Consider the following 13,221-nt stretch of genomic DNA (forward strand, 5'->3'; position numbering starts at 1 on the left):
AAAGTCCTCGCTATGAGGACTGAGAAGAAAAATTTTCAATTCATGAGTCGTCTTTAGACGACTTTCGCTATTAGACAAACAGTTCGACAGTCCGACAGTCCGACAGGGGTTGAAACCCCTGTCTCAAAGCGAAAGTCCTCGCTATGAGGACTGAGAAGAAAAATTTTCAATTCATGAGTCGTCTTTAGACGACTTTCGCTATTAGACAGGGAATTCATTCCCTGGCGGACTAGCTGGATGGTGAGAGGAATGGCGGACTGACAGCTTTCTCCTGAAACAAGCCTAAAGAACAAATAATCATCGGTTCCCGTTTGTCTTCGTCTTCATTAACTATACACAAACGGTCATCCATCCGCAAACCCACGACTAATTCAGCTAATTGTCGATCGCCAATCCCGCTTTTTAACTGCCGATTTAACGTGTCAATTGCCGACTGGCGCAGGGGATAGCGGTAAATTTCATCGATTGCTTTTGACAATTCATCGGATGCAAATATTGTACCATTCATTTCCTTAAAGTAACTCTTCAAACGTTCGTATGTTCGGAACCGGGCCCCGGAAGGCCTGCCCAATTGTCCGCCCGCAGTTAACTCTTCTTCTGCTATCAACTCTGCACCTTTTGTGACTAATTCGTGATGCTGTTTGTCTCTGGGAATTGCTGGTGTCGCTTCCTCGCAGGCTGCAATTCTGAGGATGCCGAGTTGCGATTGACTAACGCTATTGCCATCGCGATCGACCCAAATTAATGAATCATTTCCCTCGGCGGTTTTCATGTACAATAAAACTCCTTCTGGTTGCAAGGGTGCGGGAGTATGATTGCGAGTTGAATAAACTACATTTGGCATTGACTCAATGGTTTTTTTCAAAATTGGGTTGTTGTCCGTGGCATTTTTCCAAATTTGAAAAGCTTCGGATGTTAAGTCAACTTCGGCATCTTCTTCGCCATCTAAAATTCCTGATTTTTCATTGTAAATATCGAGAATGACTTGAGGTGAGTCATCCTCAAAAAATGTTTCATCAGTTCCCACAACTTCGGCATTTTCTTGCAAGCGTCGGCGCAGTCTTTCGCGCAGGTTGATAATGCGATCGACTCCTTCGTCTGGCAAAAACGAATAGCACAAAATGCGATCGGCTTTTTGACCGATTCTGTCCACTCTTCCCGCCCGCTGAATTAACCGAATAATTGCCCAAGGTAAGTCATAATTAACGATAATCGCACTGTCTTGTAAGTTGTGACCTTCACTCAGGATATCGGTGGCAATTAAGATTCGCAATTCTCGTTCTGGGGAGATTTTGTCACGCTTACCGTTGCTAGTCGGACTAAACCGAAATGTGAGTTCGGTGGGGTCTTTTGATTTACCTGTCACCGATGCGGCGCCCGCAATATTTAGCTTAGTTAAATTATCAGTTATATAGCGGACTGTATCGGCAAACTGAGTAAAAATTAATACTTTCTCATGGGGGTGAGTTTCTGTGAGCAATTTCACCAAAGCAGCTAACTTTTCATCGGGTTGAGAATGCCATTTACCGCAAGTTTGCAAGACTTCTATCAGACAGCGGGCATCTTCTAGCAAATCCCGTCTTAACTTCTTGGTATCAAAAAAGTCTGATTTGAGCCATTTAAACCTGCGTTGATAGCGCGTTTTATATTCTTGATAAACTACTTCGGCCCGCTGTTTAAAACTCTTTTCGCTTGACAGCAATTCTGCTTCAATATCTAAATTTTCGCCCGCATCATCTTCGATTTCTTCGCTTTCAAAACTGCTAACCACCACAGAATCGGCATCTTCATCGCTGTTGCGGGTATCCAACAATTCTGCATCCTGGGTGCCGATCGGAATATCGAAGTTTTGGTCGATCGCATATAAGTAGATAAAATTCCGCAGGATGTGGCGCTCGATCGACTGAATAAAGGCACTACCGCTGCTTTCTAGCCGTTTAAACAGGTTTGTCCGCGAAAATCCCATTAATCGGCGACCCCCACGGAATAAGGCATTTAACTGCCGCTGTTCTGCTTCAGTCGGCTGTTGTTTGGGTTTTTTGGCGATGTAATTTCCCAGCCCGTAACGCGGCAGATTTAGGGCATTGATGACTTCGACAATTTCCTCAAAGTCAAGCTGGGAGTTGGTTGCGGAGGTTTCCGAGGAAAACTTAATGGTTTTTGGAAGGCGATCGGGAAAATAGGATCGCGTGCGATCTACAAATTCTAAATATTTGCGCTTCTTCTCTGCGTCAGTTTCCGCATAATTTTCTTTGATAAACGAGCGAGTGCGCCTCACCATGTAGTGCTTCATCAAATCTCGCCAATCATCAGGATGTTCGCTTTTTTCAAAAGCAGCCAAAGAGCGCACGGAACATTGATGCCGCTTAATAAATTCTAACTCTCCTTGACTGCCTCCGCCCAATTGATTGAGCAAAGCTTCGGGCCGCAATCCTAAATTTTGGTCTTCAGGAATAAACAGCCGCAACTGAGAAGATAAATCTAAATAGGTTTTGTTGTAGGGAGTTGCTGAAAGCAAAATACATTTACTTTCGTTGATTGCAATATATTCTTGAATCGCTCGATATCGCTTGCCTTCGCGGTTTCTGAGGTTGTGACTTTCATCAATTAACACAACTCGATAGCGGCGCAATTCTGGCAATTCTTGCTGTACCAGACTGATGGATAAGACTTTTGCCAGCAGGCGATATTTGTCTGCATACTCTTGCCACATTTTTACCAAGTTTTTGGGACAAATAATCAGGGTGTCAAAGAAACAGTCTTCTTGTAAAATTTTGGCGATCGCAGTTCCGACTAAAGTTTTACCCAACCCTACAACGTCGCCAATAATCACGCCTCCCCGTCTGGTAATGTGACGGGCGGCTAACTTAACGGCTTCTTCTTGAAATTTAAATAAACCCTTAAAATCGCGGGGAATCTGAAACTCAGCAATACCTGCGATCGCCTCGCGGGACAAATGATAGACTATGTTGAGATAGATGTGATAAGGTGGAATTAGTTCGGATCTCGCCCAACTGCGATCGATAATTTCTGCAAGTTCTTTAGAAATATCAACACAGCCGTATTCTTCCCAGCGATCGTCAAACCATTTTTGCAACTTATTACAAGCATCTGAATCTAAAATATCAATATTCAATTCCCCTTGTTTTGACAATCCCGATAAAGTCAGATTGCTGCTGCCCAAAAAACCGACGATCGGAGTGTTGGGATCGTGACGGTGAACGAGATAAAGCTTAGCGTGTAGGTGATAAGCTAAGAATAATTTAACAACAACTTTTCCAGTTTTAATCTGATAGCTTAACCTGCGTAATCCCTGCTCATCAATATCACTGGGAGCCCCTATCGTCAACTGGTGGCGGAATTCCTCAGCCATCCGTTTTTTGAGACGAATAATGGCATTATTGTCAATCCCCCCGTGATGGGAAATCAGGCTAAAACTAGCATTCAATTCATCGGCCGGCAAACTTTGCATTCCCACCAAAAGGCGACAGCAGGCTCCTTGGTTTCCCACATAAGCTTCGATTAAATCGCCAATTCTCCGCCATCCCCGAAGATTGAAATAGCCCACACAAAAATCTGCCCGATAGGAGAGTTTAATGGTGTCTCGCAATGCTGGTAGCAGCCGCAGTTCAATGTTGTCAAAAATGCGTGGCACTTGGTTTCCTCTGTGATGATTATTAGATCCCCGACTTCTTTAGGACTTACGAAAAAAACCCGGTTTCTTCCAAAAATTGTCGATTATTTCTACAAATATTCACGCAGAAACCGGGTTTTTTGCCCCCGCGCCCTTCCCAAATTGAGATGCACTCCAATTCACAATTCCGGTTCAATTCCAGCCGATCGCAATTGAGCGCGCAATTGCTCTAATTGGTCTTCGGCGCGATCGGCTCTTTCAGCCCCGGTTAACAACAGATTCCCTTGACTATCCCACCAGCGCAGCCAAGGTAACTCAACATTTTGATACCTTCCTTGCCAAATTCCCAATTCCACTCCTAACGGTGCGATCGGATAATGACCGCGATCGTTTGCAGCAACTAATTGATACCTATCTTCGATCAGGTGATAGACTTCAACGCTAGCCTTAGTTACTTCATAAATTCCGTAAAATGCCGGATGGATGACATTTTCATAAATCCAGAATTTACCCGGCTTAGTTTCCTGTTGACCCGATCGCAATAAAGGCGTTCTGTCCCGTTCTTCCGCACCATTCCCCGATACAAACTCTAACACAATTAACGGTGCTACAAATTCTTGCCACATCACATAAGAACGGCGCAATTGACCGTCAATAGTTGGCGGGACATTAGGCACATAAAACCAGTCTGGCGCTTCTGCACCCTTTTCTAACGGGTCAGTTAATCGCCAGTAAATGCCGCTATCTTGACCGATACAATAGTTACCGTCAGCGTGGATTCTCTGCAAAACGGGAGTAATTGAATCTGTTAACAGAATGCTTTGGGGATGTTCTTGAAAGTTTTTCACAAAAGTGCCGTCGGATTCTGGTAGTTGAGTATGATCCGGCCAGCCTGTGGGATTGTTTTCTACATCTAAGGTGAATTTCATAGTTTTATTGCGATTGCAGGCATTGTTGGAGCGAGATTGTGATTGTAGGCGAACTCGATACATCTAATACCAAATTCATAAAATAGCGCTACATATCTACCCCCCCCAACCCCCCCCTTATTAAGGGGGGGAGTAAAACTTTCTATGTAGCATAACTTTATGAAATTGGTATAACTCAGACCTCTATCTCCCAATCTTCCAGACGCAAACCCTCAACACGGCTGAACTCGCGGGTATTGTGAGTTACAAGAATTAGGTTGTTGGCGAGAGCAATAGAGGCAATCAAAAGGTCATTAGGGCCGATAGGTGTCCCAGATGCAGCTAATTGAGTGCGAATTTGACCGTAAATTAGGGCAGACTGGTCATCAAAAGGCAAACTTACAAACTCATTGAAAAAACGTTCTAGTCTAGCTAGATTGCTATCTTGACGAGAACTTTTAAAAGCACCCCAGTAAAGTTCTGCTTTAACTACAGAGCATATTGCTACATCACCTGACCGAATCATTGCTAGTCGGCGAGATACCGATGAGTTGCGGTCTGGATTTAACAAACGGATGCAAGTATTGGTGTCTAAAAGATAAATCACAGCAATTCTTCCCGGATTTCATATTCCAACTGATCGGGACGAACAAGCGGTTCTCCCTCCCAACTTCCTATTACCGTTTCAAAAAAACCGGGCGACCAGCCTAAATCTTCCGGTGTTTTAGCTTCAGTTGCCGGTGTTATGCGCTGGAAAACTACAATAACTTCTAAATCTGTATCTTTTATCCCAACCGGGACTTGCAAATGCAACATCCCGTCTGATCCGACGCGCGATCGCACTTTAATACTTTGCATAACTCTTGCCTCCTTAAGTTTGTAGTGAAATTCAATCTTGTCAGGAATTACTCATCTATGCCCAAGAAACCGGGTTTTTTACCGAATCTGTGGGTGAGTGCGAAAGATTTTCGTAAAAAAACCCGGTTTCTGACCACCCGTGCGTAATTCCTACTTGTAATAACCTCAATCTTCATCCCACTTATCTTTAACTTCTTTGCCTTTTATCTTGAGAAACTCAACTGACTGCAATACTTCTAATCCGGTCATTCAGGCTACCTCTATGTTAATGATAGCTATAACTTTTGCTCTCCATTCTAACTGATATCTTGCACCATTCTCAATTAGCTATTTATGAACAGGCTTTCCGGCCTGTTCCACAAGAACATTGAATTTTTGTGGAACAGGCCGGAAAGCCTGTTCTTGAGAATGGTGCAAGATATGAGTTCTAATCAATTTGCTCCTCGGTTGCTGCGCCAAACCGTATGGAAAAAAGGTCGATCGCACCCAGCCAACCCCAGCAACCTGAACCGCAGGTGAGGCAATCCCCCCGCAGCCCCCGCTTCTCGACGCGGTACAATAAATGCAATCATACTTAACGCTTATATTGAAAAAGTTACACACAACGCCACAGGAGACAACTGACGCATGGGTAAAGTAGTTGGCATTGACCTCGGAACAACAAACTCAGTAGTAGCCGTCATGGAAGGCGGCAAACCGGTTGTGATTGCCAATGCAGAAGGGATGCGGACAACTCCCTCGGTAGTCGCTTTCACAAAGGAAGGAGAACGCCTGGTGGGACAGATGGCCAGACGCCAGACTGTTCTCAATCCGCAAAACACCTTTTACGCCGTCAAGCGGTACATCGGACGCAAATATACCGAACTGACTCCAGAATCAAAGCGCGTCCCTTACACAACTCGCCGCGACGAAAACGGGAACATCAAAATCAAGTGTCCCCGCCTGAAAAAAGATTTTGCCCCAGAGGAAATTTCGGCGATGGTTTTGCGGAAACTGGCCGATGAAGCCAGCCGCTATCTGGGACAAGAGGTGACGGGGGCTGTAATTACTGTTCCCGCTTATTTCAACGACTCGCAGCGACAGGCGACGCGGGATGCTGGACGAATTGCCGGACTTGAAGTCAAACGGATTTTAAATGAGCCGACAGCGGCTTCTTTAGCTTACGGTTTGGAGAGGCGAGAAAGTCAAACTATTTTAGTGTTTGATTTGGGCGGCGGTACTTTTGATGTCTCTATCTTAGACGTGGGAGACGGAGTATTTGAAGTTAAAGCAACTAGCGGCGATACTCAATTAGGTGGCAATGATTTTGACTCCAAAATTGTTGATTGGTTGGCAGAACAATTCTTAGAAAAAGAAGGCATCGATCTGCGGAAAAATCGCCAAGCTTTGCAGCGCTTGATCGAAGCGGCAGAAAAAGCCAAGATTGAGCTGTCGGGAGTCGGTGTCACCGAGATTAATTTGCCGTTTATCGATGCGAACGAAGACGGGCCTTTGCATCTGGAAACGCGACTAACTCGTGGTCAATTTGAGGGGCTGTGCACAGATTTGGTGCAGCGGCTACGGCGTCCAGTCAAACAAGCTTTGGCTGATGCAAGTTTGAGTCCTTCTCGCATTGATGAAGTTGTGCTAGTCGGCGGTTCGACTCGCATTCCTTTGGTGCAGGAAGTTGTTCGCAACTTGATTGATAAAGAGCCGAATCAAAATGTCAATCCCGATGAAGTTGTGGCGGTGGGTGCGGCAATTCAGGCGGGTATTTTGGGTGGCGATGTCCGCGATGTGCTGCTGTTGGATGTGACGCCGCTGTCGCTGGGTTTGGAAACGATCGGCGGGGTGATGAAAAAACTGATTCCGAGGAATACTACTATTCCCGTCAGGCGATCGGACATTTTTTCGACTGCTGAAAACAACCAAACTGTGGTAGAAATTCACGTCATCCAAGGGGAACGGGAATTAGGCAGAGATAATAAGTCTTTGGGACGGTTTAAACTAACTGGAATTCCGCCGGCACCGCGAGGGATTCCGCAGGTGCAAGTAGCTTTTGATATTGATGCTAACGGGATGCTGTTGGTGACTGCTTTGGACAAAACTACCGGCAGGGAACAAAGCATTACTGTGCAAGGTGCTTCGACGCTGAGTCAGCAGGAAGTGAATCAAATGATTCGCGATGCGGAACAGTTTGCTCAAGCTGATAAGTTGCAGCGGGAAAGGGTAGAAAAACGCAATCGCGCTGAAGCTTTAGCTTATCAAGCCGAGCGGCAGTTGCGGGAAGTTGCGCTCGATCGCGGAATGCAGTTTGCTCAAAGAAGCCGCCAGCGAATTGAAACTTTAATTCGGGAATTGCGAGACAGTTTGGAACGCAATGATGAGCGGGGAGTTGACCAAGTTGGTTCGGATTTGCAGGATGCTCTTTACGATTTGAGCCGGGAAGTTTCGGCGTTTGCGATGGATGACGATGATGATGATTTCTTTGAGTCTGTGAAGCGGACTTTTACGGGCGACGGTACGAAGCGGCGCAGCGATGATAGCAGCTATTATACCAATGCTAAACCGTACAGGCGATCGACTGTCGATCCAATTCCCGATCGCCCCTACGATCGTATGGGCGATCGTATGGGCGATCGTATGGGCGATCGAATGGGCGATCGAATGGGCGATCGTAGAAGCAGTGCTAATCGCCCCACTCGCCCTTATCAAAATCAAAGCGACGATTGGGATGATGACGACGATTGGCTCTAATTAGTGGTTAGTCATTAGTCCCTAGTCATTAGTCCCTAGTTTGAAGCAGGGAAGCAGCATGACTAATGACTAATGACTAATAATTAATAACTCATGACTAATAACTAATGACTAATGACTAACTATGCAGAATTTTCGCAATTACTATCTAATTTTGGGAGTACCCAAAGATGCCACGGCTGATGAGATAAAAAAAGCCTATCGACGGCTAGCCAGACAGTTGCACCCTGACGTAAATCCAGGGGATAAATCTGCTGAAGATAAGTTTAAGGATATTAATGAAGCTTATGATATTCTTTCCGATATCGAGAAGCGCGCTCAATACGATCAGTTTAGTAAATTCTGGAAACAAAAGGGATTTCAAGGAAAGCAAGGGGTGCGACTTCCCAATTTCAAAACTTGGGGAAACACTAAAACTACCCGGAAAAAACCGACCGAAGATGTCGATTTTAGTGATTACTCGGATTTTAATAAATTTCTCGATCAAGTGCTCGGAAGACGCCGGGAAGTGAGGATGGCGACAGCGAATGATACACAGGGAGTAGCCTCCTCTGAACCGTGGAATACGGCTTCTAAGAAAACGAGTTATGTGGCTAATTCTCGCCCACCTAGAAGGGATTTTGACGATCGCGAAATGCGACGGGAAACAGTCGATCGCGAAATGCGACGAGAAACAGTCGATCGCGAAATGCGACGAGAAACAGTCGATCGCGAAATGCGGCGGGAAACAGTCGATCGCGAAATGCGACGAGAAACAGTCGATCGCGAAACGAGAAGGGACATTGAGGCCAGGCTAACTCTGCCTTTGGAAAGGGCTTATTCGGGCGGTACCGAGCGAATTCGTCTGGAAGATGGGCGAGCGATCGAGGTGACTCTGCCTCCTGCTATGGTATCAGGCCAGCGGATTCGCTTGCGAAATCAAGGTATGGGCGGCGGAGATTTATATTTGAAAATCACGGTTTCTCCCCATCCATTTTTTCGCTTGGAAATGTCGGATATTTGCTGCGAATTGCCACTGACTCCCAGCGAAGCGGTGTTGGGGGGAGATATTGAAGTACCGACGCTAGACGGCTTGGTAAAGATGAAATTGCCGCCGGGAGTAACCTCTGGAAAGCGGTTGCGGCTGGCTAACAAAGGCTATCCAACAGGAAATGGCGATCGGGGCGATCAGTTGGTAGAAATTCAGGTGTTAATTCCCAAAGAAATTAGTGAAGAGGAACGAGAATTGTACGAGAAGTTGCGACAGGTTGAGTCTTTTAAACCGCGTCAGGATTTATCGGTTTAATATAGAGTACGCAATGCGCCAGTTTAATTTTGTAGGGGCGCAATAATGCGCGCCTTACTACTAATCGTGTACGAAAAATTAGGAGATGCTTGGCTAAATTTTACGGACATATCAGATTTAGCCACTTGGCTGTAAATAGACGATATCAAATGCGTGGGTATAGCAATTATTCATCTCTCTCTTGTCTTCCTCTGTGGCCTCTGCGGCCTCTGCGGTTTAATAATTCCGAAACAACCGTAAACGATAGGATTTGTCGCCAGAATAGCAGATCGCACTTTCAGCCATCCTGGATCGCATAAGTAAAATTACTGTTGTGATTATTCCTGAACTAGCAGAGAATTAACAATAAGGTAATTTTCCCAAAATCAGGAGCAGTCTGCCGCCATGACTCAAATGCCCCCTCAATGCAACAATCTGCAAGAGCAAGTTGACTCCTTACTGCAACTGCTGCGTCAGGAATCTTCTTTGCGACAACAAGATATCACGGCGGTACAAGCTTCTCTGAAAAAGGCAATTTCTCCTGAGTTTGAAATTGTGTTTGCTGGCGCTTTCAGTGCGGGAAAATCCATGCTAATTAATGCTTTGCTGGAGCGAGAATTGCTCTACAGTGCTGAAGGACACGCGACAGGTACGGAATGTTATATCGCCTTTGCTGAGCCGGAAAAAGAGCGCGTTGTTCTCACTTTTTTGAGCGAGTTTGAGATTAGCCAGCAAGCTTCTGTGCTGTGCCATCAGTTAGGTTTAGCTACTGAACTTAATATTAATCAAACAGATGTAGTGTCGCTGTTGTCTCAGGGATGTAACATAATTATTGAAACGGAAGGCGGCGAAAATAAATCCGAGTTAGCCAAAAAAGCTAAGGCTTTGATGCTGCTGTTAGAAGGTTTTGAGGCAAATCGCGATCGCATCCAAACTCTCGAAAACGCTACCTACTCGATGGAACAGTTTAACTTTTCCAATCTCAAGGAAGCTGCTAGTTATGCCCGTCGCGGTAGTAACAGTGCTGTACTCAAGCGAGTTGAATATTACTGTTATCATCCGCTGCTGCAAGATGGCAATATTATTATCGATACGCCGGGAATTGATGCACCCGTGCAACGGGATGCAGAATTGACTTATGATAAGATTGAAAGCCCCGATACTTCGGCGGTTGTCTGCGTTTTGAAAGCAGCTTCGTCTGGGGAAATGACGACGGAAGAAACCGAGTTGATGGAAAAAACACGGGGAAATCCGGGAATTCGCGATCGACTGTTTTACATTTTCAACCGCATTGACGAAACTTGGTACAACACGCAACTGCGGCAGCGCTTAGAAAATCTGATTAATTCCGACTTTCGCGATACTGCGAGAGTTTATAAAACTAGCGGATTGTTGGGGTTTTACGGGAGTTTGATTCGAGGGACAACAGGGCGCGATCGCTTTGGTTTAAATACAATCTTTGCCACCAGTCAAGGGCGAGTTTCTGGAGATGATAAATTAGATTCAGAATTGCTCGGTAATAGTGAAGAGACTCCGCAATTTGTTAGTGAATTTAATCGCTACTGTGCGAATTCCGGCAAGCTATCTCCGAGCAAATTTCGCATTTCAGTTAATAGTTACGAAACACCAAATGAAAACTACGTGCGGATTCTTGCAGAGCAAGGACAACCATTAATTACTCAATTAATTCAAGATAGCGGTATCGAAAATTTTCGCACAGCCATCACCCGTTACCTCACAGAAGAAAAACGCCCGCAACTGTTCAAAAATCTCGCTGACGACTTAGAAGACTTGTGCATTCAACTGCGGAAACACTACCAAACAATTCAGCGGAATTTGGACAGCCAGCCCCGCGAAATTGAAGCGATGAAAGCACAAGAACTTTTGCGACTAAATCAAGAATTGCAGCAAGTCGGACAGGATTTTCGGGAACATATCGCCGAAGAAGTCAATGAAATGATTATGAACAGATGCGATATTTTCGATACAGACTTTCGGCAACTGCAATCTCGGATGATCCGCCGCTTGGATGAATTGTTAGACGGATTTTCTGTTGAGGCGGCTTACGGACGCACTTTACGCAATCATCCCCGCAATGCTACAGCACCTTTAATTGCTGTTTTAGTTGAAGCACTTTATTATTTAGCGAATCAGTTGGAAGATATTTTAGTAGAGGCTACTAAGTCACTGGTTGATAATTATTTCCAGTATTTGAAAGACAGCGTTCGCAAGTCTGAATACTATCGATTACTCTATCGGTTGTTGGGGAATGATGGGGGCATTGAACAGCAGTTAGAGGAGTTATCAAAGCGGGTTTCTGATGCTTTGGTAAATGCGGCTGGGGTGGAGTGCGATCGCTACGTGCGAGAAAGTCCCCGTTTTTACGACGAAGGCACATTTTCGATTTATCAATTCCGGGAAACATTGCAGCAAACTTCTCAAGGTTTCGACTGCGAAAACATGGTGGACGCCCAACCTGCAATTCGGCAATTATTGCGGCTAGATTTTGAGCCAAAAGTATCTAGAACTATTCGGCAAACTTTCCGCCAAACTGTCAACCAAACCCTGAAAGAGCATTTGTTGCCGCTGGCGCAAAAGCAAGCTGATGATATTTTGCAGAAATACAGTCAAGCCCGCGATTATTTGGAGCAAACTTTGGCACAGGAAGCGGAGGAAAAGATTGCTGGAAACCTGCGGCGGCAAGCTGAGAATGAAGAAAAGATCAAAGAGTACGATCGGGCGGTTTCTGGGATTAATAGTTGTTTGCAGGCGATGAAGCTGCACGAGCATTTGTTGCCTGTAATTGGGCAAAATGATAGCGTTGCGGTGGATGGTGAATGATTGCAATTTTGGTGCTCGGAATTACGGCGATTGGAAATCGCGGCTACACAGACAAAACCCGCCTTCGCGGGTTGAAAACATTCTTAGTCGGCGTCCTGCGGACATCGTTTGTATAGCCGCGAATTCTATTCGCCGCGATTCTTGCCAAAAATGAGGCGATACCCGATAATCGTTAATAGAGTCTTTTGAAAAAATAAACCATCAATATGCAAGAACATATTTTTCTAGAAAATTACGGAAATGATGATGTTTTTTCCTTTGAATCTAAGATATTTAAAGTAGGTAGGCTTAGAGCAGAAATGAGCCAGTCATTTTTGCCTCGGCTAGAATCTGCACTTCAGGAGTTATGTAAGACTCCAGGATTACAAATAAATACCAGTAAATATAATCCGCAGAGTAGATATAGCTTCCAACAACAATGGTTTCGTGACGGGATAGACTGTGAAGCCTTAAAAATAGGGGCTAAAGGTTGGCAAAAAGGTAAAGTTAAAATCAGAGTCATTGTAGAATTTTGCCCCGACGAACCAGAAGTCGAAGAAACACCAGAAAACAACGAATCAGAAACTAGCAAACCCGAATCCCCCCTCGATGATTTGCGTCGCCAACTTCTCAATCAAGAAAACTCACCCAGCTAGTCCATCAAACATCCCCGTTCATTCGCGTTCATCTGCGGTTAAAAATCATCATGTCTAAAACCCCCAGAATCCCCATTCCTCCAGAAGTCAGAAAATATGTATTCGATCGCAATAAATACCAATGCCAAAGCTGCGGCCAAACCAAACTAGAAACCCAACTGACGATCGATCATATCATCCCCCTAGCGCGCGGCGGCAGCAACGACATCAGCAACTTGCAAACCCTCTGCGGCACCTGCAACCAAAAGAAAACCGACAAACTAGACCCGCGCTTCAGGCGACACTTTGACCTTTGATTTTGATATTTAACAGTATAATAAAATCAGCATTATTCATCTCTCTCTT

At 45.1% G+C, this 13,221-nt stretch carries 10 protein-coding genes; 5 read left to right on the forward strand and 5 right to left on the reverse strand.

Going from position 1 to position 13,221, the window contains the following annotated elements:
- Nucleotides 1–229 precede the first annotated feature (229 nt).
- From QT984_RS18020 to QT984_RS18040, 5 genes are all read right to left on the reverse strand, one after another.
- Complete coding sequence (locus QT984_RS18020) at nucleotides 230–3,655, reverse strand: helicase-related protein (RefSeq protein WP_333374577.1); 3,426 nt, start codon at nucleotides 3,653–3,655, stop codon at nucleotides 230–232.
- Between the two features lie 158 nt (nucleotides 3,656–3,813).
- Nucleotides 3,814–4,563 carry a Uma2 family endonuclease gene (locus QT984_RS18025; RefSeq protein ID WP_333233704.1) on the reverse strand — a complete coding sequence of 250 codons (750 nt, stop codon included), beginning with the start codon at nucleotides 4,561–4,563 and terminating at the stop codon, nucleotides 3,814–3,816.
- A gap of 175 nt (nucleotides 4,564–4,738) precedes the next feature.
- Complete coding sequence (vapC, locus tag QT984_RS18030) at nucleotides 4,739–5,149, reverse strand: type II toxin-antitoxin system tRNA(fMet)-specific endonuclease VapC (protein ID WP_333056661.1); 411 nt, start codon at nucleotides 5,147–5,149, stop codon at nucleotides 4,739–4,741.
- Nucleotides 5,146–5,400, reverse strand: a complete 255-nt coding sequence (locus QT984_RS18035) for a hypothetical protein (protein WP_333056660.1) — start codon at nucleotides 5,398–5,400, stop codon at nucleotides 5,146–5,148. Before QT984_RS18035 ends, vapC begins: the two co-directional genes overlap by 4 nt.
- A gap of 431 nt (nucleotides 5,401–5,831) precedes the next feature.
- On the reverse strand, nucleotides 5,832–5,972 hold the full coding sequence (locus QT984_RS18040; RefSeq protein ID WP_333056659.1) for a hypothetical protein: 141 nt from the start codon (nucleotides 5,970–5,972) through the stop codon (nucleotides 5,832–5,834).
- Between the two features lie 55 nt (nucleotides 5,973–6,027).
- On the opposite strand from QT984_RS18040, the gene dnaK reads away from it, so the two are divergent.
- From dnaK to QT984_RS18065, 5 genes are all read left to right on the forward strand, one after another.
- The gene (dnaK, locus tag QT984_RS18045) at nucleotides 6,028–8,136 is read left to right on the forward strand and encodes a molecular chaperone DnaK (RefSeq protein ID WP_333056658.1); all 2,109 of its coding nucleotides are present in this window, start codon (nucleotides 6,028–6,030) and stop codon (nucleotides 8,134–8,136) included.
- Between the two features lie 124 nt (nucleotides 8,137–8,260).
- Entirely contained in the window at nucleotides 8,261–9,421 is a 1,161-nt protein-coding gene (locus tag QT984_RS18050; protein ID WP_333374579.1) for a J domain-containing protein, read from the forward strand.
- Between the two features lie 384 nt (nucleotides 9,422–9,805).
- Complete coding sequence (locus tag QT984_RS18055) at nucleotides 9,806–12,241, forward strand: dynamin-like GTPase family protein (RefSeq protein WP_333374581.1); 2,436 nt, start codon at nucleotides 9,806–9,808, stop codon at nucleotides 12,239–12,241.
- Nucleotides 12,242–12,447: 206 nt separating this feature from the next.
- Entirely contained in the window at nucleotides 12,448–12,876 is a 429-nt protein-coding gene (locus tag QT984_RS18060; RefSeq protein ID WP_333056655.1) for a KGK domain-containing protein, read from the forward strand.
- Nucleotides 12,877–12,926: 50 nt separating this feature from the next.
- Entirely contained in the window at nucleotides 12,927–13,172 is a 246-nt protein-coding gene (locus QT984_RS18065; RefSeq protein ID WP_190745880.1) for an HNH endonuclease, read from the forward strand.
- The last annotated feature ends 49 nt before the right edge of the window (nucleotides 13,173–13,221 follow it).

The organism is Microcoleus sp. Z1_B2 (assembly GCF_036700325.1).
Classification (GTDB): domain Bacteria; phylum Cyanobacteriota; class Cyanobacteriia; order Cyanobacteriales; family Microcoleaceae; genus Microcoleus.